Origin of the sequence: Achromobacter deleyi (assembly GCF_016127315.1) — a bacterium.
In the GTDB taxonomy this organism is placed as follows: Bacteria; Pseudomonadota; Gammaproteobacteria; order Burkholderiales; family Burkholderiaceae_B; genus Achromobacter; species Achromobacter insuavis_A.
The window spans coordinates 3,089,080-3,107,336 of sequence record NZ_CP065997.1 but is presented as its reverse complement, the minus strand read 5'-3'; the positions used below and the strand labels follow the sequence as shown (position 1 = coordinate 3,107,336).

The following is an 18,257-nucleotide window of genomic DNA, read 5'->3' as shown; positions in this document are numbered from 1 at the left end:
CCGCTGGACCTGGCTAACAGAGTCCGACGCGCTCGCCATCCCCGGGTGGCGCGCCATGCCGACGGCATGGCGGCGCGTATTGATCAAGGAGTAGAGAATGGCTAAAGAAGAACTCATCGAACTGGACGGCATCGTTGACGAAGTGCTGCCCGATAGCCGCTACCGCGTCACGCTGGACAACGGCATCGAAGTCGGCGCCTACGCCTCGGGCCGCATCCGCAAGCACCGCATCCGCATCCTGGCCGGTGACCGCGTCACGCTGGAAATGTCGCCGTACGACCTGACCAAGGGCCGCATCAACTTCCGCCACAAGGACGAGCGCGGCCCCGCCCCGACCAGCCGTCCCCAGCAGTACCGCCGCTGAGCCGCGGGGCCGGCGTCCTCGCCGGCCTGCCGTCGCCACGGCGGGCGCCCTGCCGCGGGTTGCCCCATGGCCTTAAACTCGCGCGCGCCCTGCCGTAGTAATGCGCAAGACCCCGGTTCGTGAAAGAATGGCGCTCCCCCGGCGCCAGGCCCGGCGGAACACGCATGAAGCAGCAAGATGGATCTGACACAGGAATTGAAAGAAGCGGCCGACCAGCTCTCCCTGACGCGAAGACGATTCGCCAAGGGGGAAGAAGGCCTGCGCCTGCTGCATCAATCGCGTGAAGCGTTCATCAACAGCCTGCGCAATACCGGCCTGACCTACGCCGAGGCCAAGACCAAGTACGACAACTGCCTGGACGAGCAGGAAGTGCAGCTGCACGGCATGCTGGACCAGATGATGTACGCCGAGCGCATGCACCAGTACGTCCTGCATCGCATCTCCCTGCAGCAGCCGCAGGACGTGCCCGCGCCGCAGGCGGCCACCGCCTGAAGGCGGCCCGGCCCTTTCCCCAGCCATTGAGTTTCAAAGCGGCGCCGGCGCCCGGCGCGGTTTTGCCGCGCCCGCGGGCTCCGGCGGCGTCAGGGCTTGAAGGCGCCGATAAAGATCGCGGGATCGACCCGCGCATCGTTCAGGCTGACGTTCCAGTGCAGGTGCGGGCCGGTCGCCCGGCCGGTCGCGCCGACCTTGCCCACCACCCCGCCCCGCGCCACGGCGTCGCCCACCTTCACGTCGATCGCCGACATGTGGCAGAACATGCTCACGAAGCCCTGGCCATGGTCCAGGAAGACGGTCTTGCCGTTGAAGAAATAATCCCCCACCAGCGACACCACGCCCGCGGCCGGCGCCTTGATCGGCGTGCCGGCGGGCACGGCGAAATCCAGGCCGGAATGCGGATTGCGCTCTTCGCCGTTGAAGAAGCGACGCAGGCCGAACGGGCTGGACAGGCGGCCGCCGCTGACCGGGCGGTCGAGCAGCAGGTTGCTGGGCGTGACCCCGGCGCGGTAGGCGCGGTTGGCGGCGCTCTGCTCGGCCATCTCGCGCTCGATGCGCTTCATGTCGTCCGGGTCGGGGTTGACCTGACGCGGGTTCTTCAGCGTGATGTGCTGGGCCACGTATTCCTTGGCGCGCACGGTGAACGGCAACTGGCGCGTGCCGGCGGCGTCGCGCACCGAGATTTCCTGCTGGCCGGGCTTGACCGCCAGCGGGATGCCGACCACGGCGATCCATTGCTTGCCGTCTTCGCGCACCACCAGTACGCGGCGGTCGCGGTAGGTGACCTCGGGCGCCGTCGCCGCGTCGCCCAGCGCCAGTACCGCGACACCGCCGGGCACCGGCGCATTGAGCTTGCGGCTGATGAAGCCGCCCTGTTGCGCTGCCGGCGCCTGCCTGGCGCGCACCGGCAGGGCCAGGCACACCGCGGCCGCGGCCAGGCCCAGCCGCAGCATGTCTCGGCGTTGCGGCATCACTGCTGCAGGCACAGGTTGGCCGGTTCGATGATGCTCTGGTCGCGCCGCGCGATGCGGGTCGACAGGCGGGTCTCGGTCTTGCCCTTCCAGGTCGTGGTGGTCAGCACCGCCTCGACGCCCAGGCTGTCCGACTGGATCAGCTCGAAGCCGTTGCGCACCGCCTTGCGCTCGAAGCGCACGCCCTGGTCCTTCCAGGCGGCGGCGACGCAGTTGGTGTATTCCTCGGCCGTGCGCGGGGTCGAGCCGTAGAACACCGGATCGCGGTCGCGGACGTCTTTGACGTTGGCGCAGGCCGACACGGCGAGCACGACGGCGGCAAGGGACAAGGCGGTACGGACCTTCATATCAGGACTCTCTGGCAATGAATGGAAAGAGGCGGCCAACTATACCGCAGCGTCCGGCGACGGCTGCGGGCGGCGCGCCGACTTGGGGCGGAACGCGGCGATGACCTCGGGACGAGTCTCGGCGTAGGGCCCGCCGATCAGGTCGATGCAATAGGGAATGGCGGCAAAGATGCCCGGCACCAGCGTCGAGCCGTCGTCGGCCTTCAGGCCTTCGAGGGTCTCGCGGATGGCCTTGGGCTGGCCCGGCAGGTTCACGATCAGGGCCGCATGCGCCGGCCGCTCGCGGATCACGGCGACCTGCCGCGACAGGATCGCGGTGGGCACGAAGCGCAGGCTGATCTGGCGCATCTGCTCGCCGAAGCCCGGCATTTCCTTGGTGCCGACCGCCAGCGTGGCCTCGGGCGTGACGTCGCGCCGCGCCGGGCCGGTGCCGCCGGTGGTCAGGACCAGGTCGCAGCCACAGGTGTCGACCAGCTCGATCAGCGTATCGGAGATGCGGGCGGCTTCGTCGGGGATCAGCCGGTCCACCGCCTGCCACGGCGAGGCCAGGGCGCCGCCCAGCCAGGCGCGCAGCGACGGCAGGCCCTCGTCCTGGTAGGCGCCGGCCGACGCGCGGTCGGAAATCGACACCAGGCCGATGATCAGTTCGTCGGGATGGCGGCGGGCGATACGGGTAGGGGCGGTCATGGGCGCTCGGGCGTGGAGTGGACGGAAGGCGCGGGGGAACGGGCGCCGCCGGCGGGCCGGGGGCGCGGTCAATCCTGGAAATCCAGGACCCCGCCAGACAAGGATGCTATCGCATTCTCCGCCGGGCGGCCCCGCGGCGGCGCAGGTCTCCCTGTGGCAAAAAGGGGAATCCGCGGGCACCCGCGGGTTTGCGCCCTTGTCTCGGTCATGGGGGCTGGATAACATCCGCTCACAATCTTCTCTTTCACCCCGATCCGCGCGCCGCGCCTTCCTGGTTCCTCATGTTCACACGCACCCTTGGGCAGCATGCGCTGGCGGCGGCGCTGGCCTTGTCCGTCGCGCTGGCCGCGGGTTGGGGCGCCTGGCACTGGCTGGCCCTGCGCACCGGCCCCTGCGCCGAAGCGGCGACGGGCGTCTATATCCACAACCTCGGCAACACCCTGGAAGACCAGACCCGCAACCTGTCGCGGCTGAGCCAGGCGCTGCGCACCGGCGACCGGCTGGTGGTGCTGGGCTCGTCCGAGCTGACCAGCACCGACCTGCGCTTCGTGCCCTACCGCTTCCTGGCCGACGAGCTGCGCATGCCGGTCATGGCCTACGGCCATTCGGGCTTCCAGTCGCTGGGCATGCAACTGGTGCTGGCGGCGCTGGCCGACGAACTGTCGTCCGCCTCGCGCGTCGTCATCATGGTGTCGCCGGGCTGGTTCGACGGCGACGGCGGGCTGGGCCCGGATGAGTTCCGCGAACACGCCAATCCCCTGCTGCCGCGCCTGCTGCGCCAGCCCGAGGGCCGCGAACAGGTGACGCGCTGGCTGCGCGACAAGGGCGACGCCCGGGTGGCGTGGTCGATGGCGGCCGAGCAGGCCTACGTCTTTCGCCAGCGGCTGATCGGGCTGTGGACGCCGGCGCATGCCGCCCCCGCGCCCGAGCAGGAAGCCGCCGGCCCCACGGCGGCGGCCCGGGTGGTGGACTGGGACGCCCTGGCGCGCGAGGCGCAGGACGCCGAACAGGCGCAGATGACGCGCAACCGCTACGCCGTGCGCGACGAGTTCTTCGACAAATACCTGCAGGCGGTGCCGGCCGGCGGCAAGACCGCCTTCCAGCCCCAGCCGCTGACGGGCAGGGACGAGCTGCGCGAACTGGAAGCGCTGATGCGGCTGCTGCGCAACCACGGCGTCAACGCGCTGTTCGTGATGCAGCCGCTGCACCCGATGGTCTTCAGGGACCTGGACCGCTTCACGCCCGTGCAGCGCCAGGTCGACGCGCTGTGCGCGCGCTACGCCATGACCTGCATGGACATGTACGACGCGCCCTACGAGATCGGCACCCTGCGCGACGTGCAGCACCTGGGCGAACTGGGCTGGCTGCGGGTGAACCAGCGCATCGCCGAGGTCTTCCGTCCATGAACGCCCCCCAACCCACCCCTTCCCGTCCCGGACGCCGCGCGATGAAGAAAACCCTGTGGCTGTGCCTGCTCTACCTGGGCCTGCTGGCGGTCATGATGATCCAGGCCGACACCTCGGCCAACCTGGGCAAACCGCTGGAAATCGAGTTCCAGTACCAGAAGTTCTAGCGCGACCGGCGCGGGGCGGGGGAGGGCCGGTTGCCGGACGCGGCGAACGGCAAAAGTTGTCTGACGCAACCAGGGGCAGGTCACAAATCTGTAATAATCTGGCCTCCGCCGGAACCTCCCCCGCCTCCATGTCCACCCTCTTTCACGGCCTCGACCTCTGGGTTGGCCTCAGCCTTGCATTGGCCCTGACGTTCGTCCTGGCCTTCGAATTCATCAATGGCTTCCACGACACGGCGAACGCCGTCGCGACGGTCATCTACACCAAGGCCATGCCGCCCCACCTGGCGGTGGTGCTCTCCGGCATCTTCAACTTCCTCGGCGTGCTGCTGGGCGGCGTCGGCGTGGCCTACGCCATCGTCCACCTGCTGCCGGTGGAACTGCTGATCAACGTCGATACCGGGCGCGGGCTGGCCATGGTGTTCGCCATGCTGGCCGCGGCCATCGCCTGGAACCTGGGCACCTGGTATTTCGGCATCCCGGCCTCCAGCTCGCACACGCTGATCGGCTCGATCCTGGGCGTGGGCCTGGCCAACGCGCTGATCACCGACCTGCCGCTGGCCGAGGGCGTGAACTGGGGCAAGGCGATCGACATCGGCGCCTCGCTGGTGGTGTCGCCGGTGGCCGGCTTCCTGGTGGCCGGCGGCCTGCTGCTGGCGCTCAAGCGCTGGCTGCCGCTGTCGAAGATGCACAAGACGCCCGAGCAGCGCCGCGCCATCGACAACAAGAAGCACCCGCCGTTCTGGAACCGCCTGGTGCTGGTGCTGTCGGCCATGGGCGTGAGCTTCGTGCACGGCTCGAACGACGGCCAGAAAGGCATCGGCCTGATCATGCTGGTGCTGATCGGCATCGTGCCGGCCAACTTCGTGCTGGACACCAACAGCACCACCTACCAGATCGAGCGCACACGCGACGCCGCCACCCACCTGAGCGCGTTCTACCAGCGCAACGAAGCCATGCTGGGCGACTTCCTGGCGCTCAAGCGCACCGGCTCGGCCTCGGACCTGCCGCGCACCTTCCGCTGCGATCCCGAACTGACCCTGGCCACCATCGACGCGCTGCAGGCCGACCTGCACGGCGTCAGCAACTACGCCGACCTGTCGGCGGCCAAGCGCATCGACGTGCGCCGCTACCTGCTGTGCCTGGACGACACCGCCAAGAAGGTGGCGCGCATCGAAGGCCTGCCCGCGCGCGAACGCACCGACCTGCAGCGCCTGCGCGCCGACCTGACCGCCACCACCGAATACGCGCCCTTCTGGGTGATCGTGGCGGTGGCGCTGGCGCTGGGCGCCGGCACCATGGTCGGCTGGCGCCGCGTGGTGCTGACGGTGGGCGAAAAGATCGGCAAGCAGGGCATGACCTACGCACAGGGCATGTCGGCGCAGCTGACCGCGGTCGGCGCCATCGGCCTGGCCAACGTCTTCAGCCTGCCGGTGTCCACCACCCACGTGCTGTCGTCCGGCGTGGCCGGCACCATGATCGCCAACAAGAGCGGCCTGCAGGGCGGCACGGTGCGCAACATCCTGCTGGCCTGGATCCTGACCCTGCCCGCCTCGATGCTGCTGGCGGCCGGCCTGTTCTGGATCGGCGTGCAGATCGCGGGCTGACGCCCCGCCCCGGCCGCGCGGATCATCTGCACGGCCGGCGCAACACTGTGGCTACCGCGCCGGGCTAGTTCCGGCGCGCACGCGCCTCTACCATGGCGCCATGGCTACCTCTTCCCTTCCCACCCTGCATTACATCCACGACCCGCTGTGCGGCTGGTGCTACGGCGCCGCGCCGCTGGTGCAGGCCGCCCGCGGCATCGACGGCCTGGCCATCGCGCTGCACGGCGGCGGCATGATGACCGGCGGCAACCGCCAGCCGGTCACCGACGCGCTGCGCCGCTATGTCATGCCGCACGATGAACGCATTGCCGGCCTGACCGGCCAGGTGTTCGGCCCGGACTACTTCGACGGCTTGCTGCGCGACAGCGGCGCGGTGTTCGATTCGGCCCCGCCCACCACCGCGATCCTGGCCGCCCAGGCCCTGGATGGACGTGGCCTGGACATGCTGCAGCGCCTGCAACGCGCGCACTACGTGCAGGGCCTGCGCATCGCCGATCCCGCCGAACTGCGCCGCCTGGCCGAGGATATCGGCCTGGACGGCGCGGCTTTCCAGGCCGCCTATGACGCCACGGCCGGCGACGCCACCGATCGCCACATCGCGCAAAGCCGCGCGCTGCTGGAGCGCCTGCGCGGCTCGGGCTTCCCGACGCTGGCGCTGGAACGCGACGGCGCCTTCAGCGTGCTCGAACCGGGCCGCTACCTGGGCCGCCCGTCGCAATGGCAGGCGGACCTGCGCGAACGCCTCAGGTAATCAGGACTCGCCGATGTCGCCCTCGCGCTGCAGCGCGCGGTGCATCGCCGGACGCGCCGCCAGCCGTTCGGCATAGCCCGAGAACACCGGGTTCTCGGGAATCAGCTTGACCTGCATCATGAACTGCAAGGTGCCGCCCAGCACGATGTCGACCGCGCTGAAATGCTCGCCCAGGAAATACGGGCGCGATTGCAGCACGCGGGTCACGACCTGCTCGACCTCGTCGGCCGAGCCCCAGCCCATCGTGCCGTGCTGGTGCGGCGTCTTGAAGGCGCGCTCGGTCATGGCCGGCTCGAACACGCCGGTGGAATACGACAGCCAGGTCAGGTAGGGGCCGCGCTGCGGATCGCCCACGACGGGCCCCAGGCCGGCCTCGGGATGGAGATCGGTCAGGTACAGCGCGATGGCCGGGGTCTCGAACACCGGCACGCCGTCGTGCACCAGCGCCGGCACCTTGCCGTGCGGGTGGATGTCGATGTAGTCGGGAGCGATATGGCCGGATCCGTCGCGGCGGCGAATCGACACCATCTCGGTGTCGTAGGGCACGCCCAGCTCTTCCAGCAACCAGAGAATCCGGAACGAACGCGAGCGCGGCGCGTGATAGAGGGTCAGCATGGTCTGTCTCCTTATTCGTCGGCGCCCAGCGCGCGCAGTTGCGCCTTCAGGCGGCGCACCTCCTGGCTCAGGTCCAGGATCAGCGCCACGGCATCGAGGCCGGCGCCGAAATCGCGCTCCAGGCGGCGCGCGTCCAGCGCGCGTTGCAGGTCCAGGCTGTAGAAGCGCCATTCCGCCGGGCCCGGGCCGCTGGCGTCGACGATGCCGACCTCGACCAGCTGCACCACCCAGTCGACCTCGGCCCCGCAGGCGCGGGCCAGGTCGTCGGCACTGAGCGGTTGCGATTTGCCCACCACGGTGGCGCTGCTGATGACGACTTTCTTCATGATCAGACCCCCAGGTGGCGCCGCGGATTGAACGGCAGGTCTTGCTGCATCTTGCGGTAGGCCGCCTTGGCCGCGTCGCTGTCGGCCGGCGGCAGCGCCAGCTCCAGCACCAGGTACAGATCGCCGGGCGGGTCGCCCGGAATGCCGCGGCCGCGCAGCCGCAGCTTGCGGCCGTTGCCGGACCCGGCCGGCACCGAGACCTCGACCGTGCCGCCCGGCGTGGGGGCGTTGACCTGGGCGCCCAGCGCCGCTTCCCAGGGCGCCACCGGCAGCGTCATGTACAGGTCGCGGCCCTCGGCGCGGTAGCGCGCATGGGGCTTGAAGCGCACCTCCAGGTACAGGTCGCCGTTCTCGCCGCCGCCATAGCCCGGCATGCCCTGCCCGGCCAGGCGGATGAACTGGCCCTCGCGCACGCCCGGCGGGATCCGCACGCTGAGCGTGCGCGTCTGCACCTGCGGGCGGCCCTGGTCGTCGACCGTCATGGAGCGCAGGCTGATGTCACGGGTGGCGCCTTGCAGCGCGTCCTCGAGATCGACCTCGATGGCCGCGTGGTGGTCGTCGCCGCGGGCGCGGAATTCCTGTTCGCGCCCCGCGCCCTGCGCGCGGCGGCCGCGGCCGCCGAACAGCGACGAGAAGAACTCGCTGAACTGCGCCTCCTCGCCGGAGGCGGCGCCGCGATGGAACTCGAACCCTTCGTCCCAGCCGGGCGGCGGCTGGAATCCGCCCCCGGGCGAGACGCCGGCGGCGAGGTTGTCGTAGGCCTCGCGCTTTTCCTTGTCGCGCAGCACGTCGTAGGCTTCGTTGACGTCGCGCATGCGGGCCTCGGCGTCGCTTTCCTTGCTGACGTCGGGGTGGTACTTGCGGGCGAGTTTGCGGTAGGAGCGCCGGATGTCGTCTTCGGAGGCGCCGCGCTCCACCCCAAGAATGCTGTAGTAGTCCTTGAACTCCATTTTCCAGCCCATGGTGAGGGTTGCAGCCAAAGGCGGCGGCTCGCGCCGGATTCGGCCCTGAACAGAGAGAAGATAGGGGCTATGGCGCGATTTTTCAATGCGCTTCGACCCGTCGCGCGGCTTCGCGCATAATTGACGGTCGCGCCACCCGCCGCCACGGGCGGGGCCGCCCCTGAACAGGAACCGATCGTGCTGGAAATCATCGACGTCGACTTCAACAACCCGGAACACGGCCAGCAGGTGCTGGCCATGCTCAACGAATACGCCAGCGGCCCCATGGGCGGCAGCACGCCCCTGCCCGAGTACGCGCAGCGCAACCTGATCGCGGAACTGGCCAAGCGGCCGACGGCGCGCGCCCTGCTGGCGCGGGTCGACGGCGCCGCGGCCGGCGTGGCCATCTACCTCGAGGGTTTCTCGACCTTCGCCTGCCGCCCGCTGGTGAACCTGCACGATCTGGCCGTGTCGCCGCGCTTCCAGGGCCAGGGCGTGGGCAAGCAGCTGCTGGCCGCGCTGGAAGACCGCGCCCGCCAGCTCGACTGCTGCAAGATCACGCTGGAAGTGCTGGAAGGCAACGACGTCGCCCAGGGCCTGTACCGCAAGCTGGGTTACGAAGGCTACTCGCTGGACGAGGACACCGGCCGCGCCATGTTCTGGCAGAAGAAACTGGCCGCCTGAGCCCTCCACTTTTTCGCTGCGCGCGGGGCGCGCCGCCCCCAAGGGAAACACCACCATGAAGATGAGCAACATCCCCTTCGGCACCACCGACTGGTCCGAGGTCGAACCCACCGAGCATCCCGGCGACACCGGCAAGGCCTACTGGCGCACCCGCCAGTTCGGCGACCTGCGCGTGCGCATGGTCGAATACACGCCCGGCTACCTGGCCGACCACTGGTGCAGCAAGGGCCATATCCTGTTCTGCCTGGAAGGCGAGCTGCACACCGAGCTGGAAGACGGCCGCACCTTCGTGCTGACCCCGGGCATGAGCTACCAGGTGGCCGACCAGGCCGAGCCGCACCGCTCGTCCACCGCCGTCGGCGCCAAGCTCTTCATCGTCGACTGACGCATCGGCGCGACACGCGAAATTTCAATTGCGTTACGCTTTGCGTCATAGACCCCATTTATCCACCGCCTGACCGGAGATGCACTTGGGCGCCCCGTTTACGTTGTTCGTCGATTCCCAATTCCTCAGCCCCTACGCCATGTCGGCCTATGTGGCGCTGACCGAGAAACAGCTGCCGTTCGAGGTCCGCATGATCGACCTCGACGCGGGCGAACAGCGCATGCAGCCGTACCAATGCCGCGCCCTGACCGCGCGCGTGCCGGCCCTGACGCACGGCGACTTCAATCTGACCGAGTCCACCGCGATCGCGGAGTACCTGGAAGACCTGCACCCGGCGCCGGCCTGTACCGCGCTGTATCCGGCCCAGCCGCGCGAGCGCGCCCGCGCCCGCCAGCTGCAGGCCTGGCTGCGCAGCGACCTGGGCGCCCTGCGCCAGGAACGCCCGACCGAAACGGTCTTCTACGACTGCGCCGGCGAGCCGCTGTCGGACGCCGGCCATTCGGCCGCGGCCAAGCTGATCCACGTGGCCGGCGCGCTGATCGGCGCGGGCCAGTCGACCCTGTTCGACGAATGGTGCCTGGCCGACCTGGACCTGGCGGTGGCGTTGCGCCGCCTGTGGCTGGACGGCCTGCCCGATCCGCTGCGCGACTATGCCGAGACCCAGTGGCAGCGTCCCTCGGTCCGCAAATGGCTGGAGCACAACGCGGCGGCCCGCGCCTGAGCCCTGCCCCGGAGCCGCCATGCAATTGCTGGATCACGTCTCCATCAGCGTCGCCGGGCTCGACAGCGCCCGGCCGTTCTACGACGCCGTCATGGCGGCCCTGGGCGCGGCCAAGGTCTACGACCACGCCGACGCCCTGGGCTATGGCGAACGCTGCCGCCCCGGCGATGCCGGCCATACCTACCTGAGCATCCAGGCCGATCCCGCCGCGTCGCCGACGCCGCCGGCGCGCCGCCACTGGTGCTTCAAGGCCGCCAGCCGCGCCGCCGTGGACGCCTTCCACGCTGCCGGCCTGGCCCACGGCGGACAGGATGCCGGCGCCCCGGGCCTGCGGCCGCACTATCATCCGCATTACTACGCCGCCTTCCTGTCGGACCCGTCGGGCAACCGCATCGAAGCCGTCTGCCACGACGCCGCATGAGGCCCGACATGGACGCGGCAATCAAGAAGGGACGGATAGTCCCGGGCGTTTGACTTGCATCAACCGTCCCCATGTTGCGATGCAACATCCAATCAGGTGTAATGGGGGGGTCAAGTCAGCTGGTTCCACTTGAGGAACCGGTCCGGTAGCACCCGCTGCCGGGAGCTACCTACAGGAGATCGCCATGGCCGGATCCGGCAACGATCGCGTCCCCGCCCCGTCCTTCAATCCCTGGACGGCCGCCTATGAATATGCCGTGGATGCCTGGCAGCGCGGCGTCCTGTTCGCCGACGTGATGCGCCAGCGCGGCAACCAGTACCATGACCACATGGCCAAGCGGGCCCCCAATGTGCTCAGCATGGAGTACGAGCTGGTGCTGGACGGCCGCGAGCTGCCGCGTCCGGTCAACTACGGCCTGCTGCGCATCAAGCCGCCGGAAGGCGTGACGGTCGATCCGATCAAGCGCCCCTTCCTGGTGGTCGATCCGCGCGCCGGCCACGGCCCCGGCATCGGCGGCTTCAAGCCCGAGAGCGAGATCGGCGTGGCGGTACGCGCCGGCCATCCCTGCTATTTCGCCACCTTCCTGCCGCAGCCGGTGCCGACCCAGACCGTCGAAGACGTGATGATGGCCGAGGCCCACTTCCTGGAAGAGATCATCGCCCGCCATCCCGACGCCGAGGGCAAGCCGGTGGTGGTGGCCAATTGCCAGGCCGGCTGGCAGATCATGATGACCGCCGCCGTGCGTCCCGAGCTGTTCGGCCCCATCATCATCGCCGGCGCGCCGCTGTCCTACTGGGCCGGCTGGCGCGGCATGAATCCGATGCGCTACGCCGGCGGCCTGCTTGGCGGCAGCTGGCTCACCGCCCTGACCAGCGATCTGGGCGACGGCAAGTTCGATGGCGCCTGGCTGGTGCAGAACTTCGAGAACCTCAACCCCGCCAACACGCTCTGGTCCAAGCAGTACAACCTGTATTCCAAGGTCGACACCGAGGCCGGCCGCTACCTGAGCTTCGAGAAATGGTGGGGCGGCCACGTCTTCCTGAACGGGCCGGAAATCCAGTACATCGTCGACAACCTGTTCGTCGGCAACCGCCTGTCGACCGCCGGGCTGGTCACGTCCGACGGCATCCGCATCGACCTGCGCAACATCCGCTCGCCGATCGTGGTGTTCTGCTCCAAGGGCGACAACATCACCCCGCCGCCGCAGGCGCTGGGCTGGATCCCCGACCTGTACCAGGACGACGCCGAGGTGCTGGCGCACGACCAGACCATCGTCTACGCCGTGCATGAAAGCATCGGCCACCTGGGCATCTTCGTGTCCGGCAGCGTGGCGCGCAAGGAACACCAGGAATTCACTTCCAACATCGACATGATCGATGTGCTGCCGCCGGGCATCTACCAGGCCGAGATCGCCGACAAGACGCCGGACACGCCCAACGCCGACCTGGCCTACGGCAACTACGTGCTGTCGTTCGAGCAGCGCCGCATGGACGACGTGCGCGCCATCGTCGAGCGCAAGGAAGACGACGACCTGCGCTTTGCCGCCGTGGCCCGCATCTCCGACATCAACCTGGGCATGTACCGCAGCTTCGTGCAGCCCTGGGTGCGCGCCCTGGTGACGCCGCAGTCGGCCGAATGGAGCCAGCGCCTGCATCCGCTACGCCTGCCCTATGAGCTGGTGTCCGACCGCAACCCGCTGATCGCGCCCATCGCCCAAGTGGCCGAGCAGGTGCGCGAGCAGCGCCAGCCGGTGTCCGCCGACAACCCGTTCCTGCAGGCGCAGGAAATGTTCTCGAAGCTGATCGAGACCAGCCTGAACATCTTCCAGGAACTGCGCGACTCGGCCGACGAGCGCACCTTCATGGGCGTCTACGGCTCGCCGCTGGTGCAGGACCTGGCCGGCCTGGGCGGCAAGGACAGCCAGCCGCGCCGCCACCCCGGCGTGTCGCCAGAACACCGCCGCTTCATGGAAGAACGCGCCGCCGAGCTGCGTTCGCTGCTGCAGGAAGGCGGCCTGCGCGTCGCGGCCATCCGCATGCTGCTGTACGTGGCCGGCGCCGAGGGCGGCCTGGACGAGCGTAGCTTCGCGCTGATCCGCAAGATGCGCGCCGAGGCCGGCAACGCCATGACGCTGCAGGAATTCAAGGACATCACCCGCGACCAGGCCATGATGATGCGGCTGGACTCGGCCGCCGTGCTGCAGACCATGCCCAAGCTGCTTGAAGGCTCGTCGCCGGCCGCCATCCGCGAGGCGCTGGAGACCATGAAGCACGTGCTGGAGGCGGCCCAGCCCTTGAGCCCCGCCGCGCGCGCCAGCCTGGCCGAGATGGAACAGATCTTCGAGACCGCCGCGCGCCGCGCGCAGAAAGATGAACCGGCGCCGAGCGCGCGCAAGGCGGTGCGCGCCGCGGCCGCGAAACTGGAACCGTCGGCCCCGGCGCAAGCCGCCGGCCGCAAGCCGGCCGCGGCAAAACGCGGCGCCGCGCCATCGGCGGAAACCGCGGCGCCCGCCGCCCGCCCGCGCCGCGCCGCCGCGGCCGCCGCCGCCAAGTCCGCGCCGCAAGCGGCCGTCAAGGCCGCCGCCCGCAAGAAAGCAGCCGCGCCCGTGCGCGTCCGCAAACCCGTCACCGCCAAGGCCAAACCGGAATGAGCCTGCCCACCTCCACGCACTACGACAAACTCATCGCGCGCGCCCAGACCCTGGCGCCCGCGGCCTGCGCCATCGCCCATCCCTGCGACGAGCCGTCGCTGTCGGCGGCGCTGGAAGCGCGTGACCTCGGGCTGCTGCGTCCCATCCTGGTGGGGCCGGAACTCAAGATCCGCGACACCGCCGCGCAGCACAAGCTGAACCTGGGCGACGCCCGCATCGTCGACGCGCCGCACAGCCATGCCGCGGCCGAGACCGCCGTGGCCCTGGTGCGCGGCGGCGAGGCCTCGCTGCTGATGAAGGGCAGCCTGCACACCGACGAACTGATGCACGAAGTCGTGGCGCGCGCCACCGGCCTGCGCAGCGGCCGGCGCATCAGCCATGTCTTCATCATGGAAGTGCCGACCTACGCCGAGCCGCTGTTCATCACCGACGCGGCCATCAACATCTTCCCCGACCTCGAAACCAAGGCCGACATCATCCGCAACGTGATCGACCTGCACCACGGCCTGGGCCTGGGCGAGCCGCGCGTGGCGATCCTGTCGGCGGTGGAGCAGGTCACGCCCAGCATCCCCAGCACCATCGAGGCCGCCGCGCTGTGCAAGATGGCCGACCGCGGCCAGATCGCCGGCGGCGTGCTCGACGGCCCGTTGGCGCTGGACAACGCCATCAGCCCCGACGCCGCCCGCATCAAGGGCATCCGCTCGCTGGTGGCGGGCGTGGCCCAGGTGCTGGTGGTGCCCGACCTGGAAGCCGGCAACATGCTGGCCAAGAACCTGACGTTCCTGGCCAATGCCGAGGCCGCCGGCATCGTGCTGGGGGCGCGCGTGCCGATCATCCTGACCAGCCGCGCCGACAGCCCGCGCTCGCGCCTGGCATCGTGCGCGGTAGCGGCGATCTACGCGCACCACCTGGCCACGCAGCAGGCGCGTCCGCTGGCCTGAAGCGGCGGGGCCGAGGCCCCGCCTTGTCCGTTGCATCAAGAGGCGATCGACTCCATGTCCGACACCATTCTCGTCATCAACGCCGGCAGTTCCAGCATCAAGTTCTACCTGTACGACATCGACGACAAGCAGGCCCTGGCGCCGCGCCTGGGCGGCCAGCTCGAAGGCATCGGCACCAGCCATCCGCGCCTGCGGGTGCGCGACGCCGCCGGCCAGACGCTGGTGGAACGCGACATCGCGCCCAGCCACGCGCCCGACGTGCCCAACGGCCAGGAAGTGGTCGGCACCTGGCTCAGCGGCCACCTGGGCGGCGCGCCGCTGGCCGTGGGCCACCGCGTGGTGCATGGCGGCCCCGACCTGTCCGAGCCGGTGCTGATCGACGACGCCATCCTGGCCAAGCTCGACACCTTCACGCCGCTGGCGCCGCTGCACCAGCCCAACAACCTGGCGCCGATCCGCGTGATCCGCGAGCGCCGTCCGTGGATTCCGCAGGTGGCGTGCTTCGACACCGCCTTCCATCGCAGCCATTCGGACGTGGCCGACCGCTACGCCCTGCCCGAACATCTGTACCAACAAGGCGTGCGGCGCTATGGCTTTCACGGCCTGTCGTACGAGTACATCGCGCAGCGGCTGCGCCAGGCGCTGCCCGAGATCGCGATGGGCAAGATCATCGCCGCGCACCTGGGGTCGGGCGTGTCGGCCTGCGCCATGCACCAGGGCAAGAGCGTCGACAGCACCATGGGCTTCACCGCGCTCGAGGGCCTGCCGATGGGCACGCGGCCGGGCCGCCTGGATGCCGGCGTGGTGCTGTGGATGATGGAACAAGGCATGTCGCACGACGACATCGAACACGTGCTGTACCACGACTGCGGCATGAAGGGCCTGTCCGGCATCAGCAACGACATGCGCGAACTGCTGGCCAGCGACGCGCCGTCGGCCAGGCTGGCGCTCAAGTACTTCGCCTGGCGCGTGGCCGAGGGCATGATCGGCCTGGGCTGCGCCATGAACGGCATCGACGGCATCGTCTTCACCGCCGGCGTCGGCGAGAACTCGGCCGAGATCCGCCAGGCCATCAGCGAGCATTGGGGCTGGCTCGGCATCAAGCTCGACCCCGAGCGCAACGCGCACCACGGGCCGCGCATTTCCAGCGACGACAGCCGCATCGGCGTGTACGTGGTGCGCACCAATGAAGAGCTGATCATCGCCCAGCACACCCTGGCCCTGGTGAAGCAACGATGAACGCCGCCCTGCCTCTTGCCGGCAAGCGCGGCCTGGTCACCGGCGTCGCCAACGCCGACTCCATCGCCTGGGGCTGCGCCAAGGCATTCCGCGCCATGGGCGCGGAACTGGCGGTGACCTACCTGAACGACAAGGCGCGCCCGCACGTCGAGCCGCTGGCGCGCCAGGTGGACGCATCGCTGCTGATGCCGCTGGACCTGCTGCGCGAGGGTGAACTGGAAGCCGTGTTCGAACGCGTCACCGCCGAATGGGGCGGCCTGGACTTCGTGCTGCACTCGATCGCCTTCGCCCCGCGTGACGACCTGCATGGCCGCGTCACCGACTGCTCGCGCGCCGGCTTCCTGACGGCGATGGACGTGTCGTGCTGGTCGTTCATCCGCATGGCCAAGCTGGCCGAACCGCTCATGCCCGGTGGCGGCGCGCTGTTCTGCATGAGCTATTACGGCTCGCAGATGGTGGTCGAACACTACAACATGATGGGCCCGGTAAAGGCCGCGCTGGAATCGGCCACCCGCTACCTGGCCGCCGAACTCGGCCCGCAGGGCATCCGCGTGCACGCCATTTCACCCGGGCCGCTCAAGACCCGCGCGGCCTCGGGCATCGCCGAATTCGACGCGCTGCTCGACCGCGCCCAGGCCAAGGCGCCGGCGCGCAGCCTGGTGTCGATCGACGACGTCGGCGAAGCCACCGCCTGGCTCGCCACCGACGCCGCCCGCCGCATGACCGGGCAGACGCTATACATCGACGGCGGTTATCACATCATCGACTGAGGACCGCCCGCGGCCCGGTCGCTTGCACGGATCGGCATGGACGGATGGCGCGGCGACAGCGTCGTCCGCCAGCATGGTCAGGACAAAGTGGCAGGCGCCGGCCCCTGGCGCCAGCGCTCGATGGCCTCGACCGCCTGCTCGGGCGACGGGAATATCTTGTCGCGGCCGATGCGTTCGGCCAGGCCTGAACGCTCCAGCGCCATGCGGAACTGGCCGTGGCCGCCCGCCACCAGCAGCACCATGCCGCGGTCGCGCAGCTCGCGCCGCAGTTCGTACAAGGCCTCGATGGCGTCGGCGTCGGCCTGCGTCATGGCCTCGGCGTCCAGCACGAACCAGGTGGCGTCGCCAGCCTGCTCGATGATCTCGCGCGCGCGCCGCCGGAATGCATCGGCGTTGAAGAACCACACCGACGACTCGAACAGCCAGATCACCGTGCCCGGCACCGGCTGCGCCTGCGGGTTCAGGTGCATCTTGCCCAGCACCGACTCGCCCGGCAGCCGGCCCAGCAGCGCGTCGCGCGGATTGCCCGACACATACATGGCGTACAGCAGCGTGGCGCCGACCGACACCGCCACGCCCTGCAGCACGCCGAAGCCCACCACGCCCACCGCCGCCAGGATGCCGAAGGCCAGCTCGATGCGCGAAATCCGCGCCAGCCGCATGAAGGCCTGGCCGTCGAACAGGCTGGCGGCCGCCAGCAGCAGGATCGCCGACAGCACCGCCTGCGGCAGCCAGTACAGCGGCGCGCTCAGCAGGCCCACCACCAGCGCCAGCGCCACCGCCGCGCTGACGCCGACCAGCGGCGACGAGCCGCCCGCCGCCAGCCCCACCGCCGTGCGCGAATCGGCCCCGGTCACCACGAACCCCTGGAACAACCCCGCGGCCACGTTGGCCGCGCCGAAGCCGACCAGCTCGCGGTTCGGATCCACGTGCTCGCCAGTGCGCGCGGCAAAGCTGCGCGCCGTCACAATGCCGCTGGAAAAACTCACCACCAGCACGCCCGCCGCGCCCAGCAGGATGTTGTCCACGCCTTCGAGCCGCACCGGCAGGCGCAGCGCCGGCAGGCCCGCCGGCACCTCGCCCACCACCGCAATGCCGAGGCGGGGAAAATCGAACAGCCACGACAGCAGGCAGGCGCCCACCACCAGCATGATCGGCCCCGGCCAGGTCGGCCGCCAGCGCTTGATCGCCACCAGCAGCAGGCACGACGCCAGCCCCAGGCACAGCGTCGGAATGCGGATCTCCGACACCCGCCGCGACAACTCCAGGAACGGATGCACCAGCCCGCTGTTGCGCAGCCCCACGCCGGTCAGGCCGCTCAGTTGCGACAACGCCAGCGTCACTGCCACCCCCGCCATGTAGCCGATCAGCACCGGCCGCGACAGCAGGTTGGCCAGCACGCCCAGGCGCAGCAGCCGCGCGATCAGGCAGCCCACCCCGACCGTCAGCGCGATGCCGGTGGCGGCCACCAGGCGGTCCTCGGGCGTGGTCAGCGCCATGCTCGTCAGCGTCGCCGCGATCAGCGTGCAGGTGGCCGTGTCCGGCCCCACGATCAGCGTGCGCGAGGAGCCGAACAGCGCGTAGCCCAGCATGCCGGCGATCGCCGCCCACAGCCCCGCCACCGGCGGCACCCCCATCATCGCCGCATAGGCCAGCCCCACCGGCAGCGCCACCGCGGCCACGCTCAACCCCGCGGCGATATCGCGGCCGGCGGACTCCCGGGTGATGCCCCGGAAATTGTTCAGGCCAGGAAGAAATCGTAGATTCATGGA

General features: G+C 69.8%; 21 protein-coding genes. 14 read left to right on the top strand and 7 right to left on the bottom strand.

The window, feature by feature from the left end; all coding sequences use genetic code 11:
• The first annotated feature begins 97 nt into the window (after positions 1–97).
• Positions 98–364 carry a translation initiation factor IF-1 gene (gene infA / locus I6I07_RS14020; protein WP_006390837.1) on the top strand — a complete coding sequence of 89 codons (267 nt, stop codon included), beginning with the start codon at positions 98–100 and terminating at the stop codon, positions 362–364.
• Between the two features lie 177 nt (positions 365–541).
• Complete coding sequence (locus tag I6I07_RS14015; protein ID WP_198487094.1) at positions 542–856, top strand: hypothetical protein; 315 nt, start codon at positions 542–544, stop codon at positions 854–856.
• A gap of 89 nt (positions 857–945) precedes the next feature.
• Here the strand turns inward: I6I07_RS14015 and I6I07_RS14010 are convergent, their stop codons facing one another.
• Genes I6I07_RS14010 through mog form a run of 3 tightly spaced genes read right to left on the bottom strand, consistent with a single transcriptional unit; the run spans position 946 to position 2,864 of the window.
• Positions 946–1,830, bottom strand: coding sequence for a peptidoglycan DD-metalloendopeptidase family protein (locus I6I07_RS14010; protein WP_198487093.1), 885 nt, complete (start codon positions 1,828–1,830; stop codon positions 946–948).
• Positions 1,830–2,177, bottom strand: a complete 348-nt coding sequence (locus tag I6I07_RS14005; RefSeq protein WP_198487092.1) for a hypothetical protein — start codon at positions 2,175–2,177, stop codon at positions 1,830–1,832. Before I6I07_RS14005 ends, I6I07_RS14010 begins: the two co-directional genes overlap by 1 nt.
• A gap of 39 nt (positions 2,178–2,216) precedes the next feature.
• Entirely contained in the window at positions 2,217–2,864 is a 648-nt protein-coding gene (mog, locus tag I6I07_RS14000) for a molybdopterin adenylyltransferase (RefSeq protein ID WP_198487091.1), read from the bottom strand.
• A 281-nt stretch (positions 2,865–3,145) separates the two neighbouring features.
• Between mog and I6I07_RS13995 the strand changes: the two genes are divergently transcribed.
• The 4 genes from I6I07_RS13995 (at position 3,146) to I6I07_RS13985 (ending at position 6,792) form a co-directional block, all read left to right on the top strand.
• Positions 3,146–4,270 (top strand): D-alanyl-lipoteichoic acid biosynthesis protein DltD, encoded by a 1,125-nt coding sequence (locus I6I07_RS13995; RefSeq protein ID WP_198487090.1) that lies wholly within the window; start codon positions 3,146–3,148, stop codon positions 4,268–4,270.
• Between the two features lie 41 nt (positions 4,271–4,311).
• Positions 4,312–4,437, top strand: coding sequence for a hypothetical protein (locus I6I07_RS31840; protein WP_006390843.1), 126 nt, complete (start codon positions 4,312–4,314; stop codon positions 4,435–4,437).
• A gap of 128 nt (positions 4,438–4,565) precedes the next feature.
• A complete protein-coding gene (locus tag I6I07_RS13990; protein WP_198487089.1) occupies positions 4,566–6,041 on the top strand; it encodes an inorganic phosphate transporter in 1,476 nt (491 codons plus the stop codon).
• Positions 6,042–6,141: 100 nt separating this feature from the next.
• On the top strand, positions 6,142–6,792 hold the full coding sequence (locus I6I07_RS13985) for a DsbA family protein (RefSeq protein WP_198487088.1): 651 nt from the start codon (positions 6,142–6,144) through the stop codon (positions 6,790–6,792).
• On the opposite strand, the gene I6I07_RS13980 is transcribed toward I6I07_RS13985, so the two are convergent.
• Genes I6I07_RS13980 through I6I07_RS13970 form a run of 3 tightly spaced genes read right to left on the bottom strand, consistent with a single transcriptional unit; the run spans position 6,793 to position 8,683 of the window.
• Positions 6,793–7,407, bottom strand: coding sequence for a glutathione S-transferase family protein (locus tag I6I07_RS13980; protein ID WP_198487087.1), 615 nt, complete (start codon positions 7,405–7,407; stop codon positions 6,793–6,795).
• An 11-nt stretch (positions 7,408–7,418) separates the two neighbouring features.
• A complete protein-coding gene (locus I6I07_RS13975) occupies positions 7,419–7,733 on the bottom strand; it encodes a chaperone modulator CbpM (protein WP_198487086.1) in 315 nt (104 codons plus the stop codon).
• A gap of 2 nt (positions 7,734–7,735) precedes the next feature.
• A complete protein-coding gene (locus I6I07_RS13970; protein ID WP_198487533.1) occupies positions 7,736–8,683 on the bottom strand; it encodes a DnaJ C-terminal domain-containing protein in 948 nt (315 codons plus the stop codon).
• 189 nt (positions 8,684–8,872) lie between these two features.
• On the opposite strand from I6I07_RS13970, the gene I6I07_RS13965 reads away from it, so the two are divergent.
• The 8 genes from I6I07_RS13965 (at position 8,873) to fabI (ending at position 16,485) form a co-directional block, all read left to right on the top strand.
• Positions 8,873–9,358, top strand: a complete 486-nt coding sequence (locus I6I07_RS13965; RefSeq protein ID WP_006390850.1) for a GNAT family N-acetyltransferase — start codon at positions 8,873–8,875, stop codon at positions 9,356–9,358.
• Positions 9,359–9,413: 55 nt separating this feature from the next.
• Complete coding sequence (locus tag I6I07_RS13960) at positions 9,414–9,743, top strand: DHCW motif cupin fold protein (protein WP_006390851.1); 330 nt, start codon at positions 9,414–9,416, stop codon at positions 9,741–9,743.
• A gap of 85 nt (positions 9,744–9,828) precedes the next feature.
• Complete coding sequence (gene yfcF / locus I6I07_RS13955) at positions 9,829–10,464, top strand: glutathione transferase (protein ID WP_198487085.1); 636 nt, start codon at positions 9,829–9,831, stop codon at positions 10,462–10,464.
• Positions 10,465–10,483: 19 nt separating this feature from the next.
• Positions 10,484–10,885 (top strand): VOC family protein, encoded by a 402-nt coding sequence (locus I6I07_RS13950; RefSeq protein WP_061073620.1) that lies wholly within the window; start codon positions 10,484–10,486, stop codon positions 10,883–10,885.
• Positions 10,886–11,069: 184 nt separating this feature from the next.
• Complete coding sequence (locus I6I07_RS13945) at positions 11,070–13,535, top strand: DUF3141 domain-containing protein (protein ID WP_198487084.1); 2,466 nt, start codon at positions 11,070–11,072, stop codon at positions 13,533–13,535.
• Entirely contained in the window at positions 13,532–14,476 is a 945-nt protein-coding gene (locus tag I6I07_RS13940) for a phosphate acetyltransferase (RefSeq protein ID WP_198487083.1), read from the top strand. The genes I6I07_RS13945 and I6I07_RS13940 overlap by 4 nt, the downstream gene beginning before the upstream one ends.
• A 54-nt stretch (positions 14,477–14,530) precedes the next feature.
• The gene (locus I6I07_RS13935) at positions 14,531–15,715 is read left to right on the top strand and encodes an acetate/propionate family kinase (protein ID WP_198487082.1); all 1,185 of its coding nucleotides are present in this window, start codon (positions 14,531–14,533) and stop codon (positions 15,713–15,715) included.
• A complete protein-coding gene (fabI, locus tag I6I07_RS13930; protein WP_198487081.1) occupies positions 15,712–16,485 on the top strand; it encodes an enoyl-ACP reductase FabI in 774 nt (257 codons plus the stop codon). The genes I6I07_RS13935 and fabI overlap by 4 nt, the downstream gene beginning before the upstream one ends.
• Before the next feature lie 77 nt (positions 16,486–16,562).
• Here fabI and I6I07_RS13925 read toward each other — a convergent pair whose 3' ends face one another.
• Positions 16,563–18,254, bottom strand: coding sequence for a SulP family inorganic anion transporter (locus tag I6I07_RS13925; protein ID WP_198487080.1), 1,692 nt, complete (start codon positions 18,252–18,254; stop codon positions 16,563–16,565).
• Positions 18,255–18,257 lie beyond the last annotated feature (3 nt).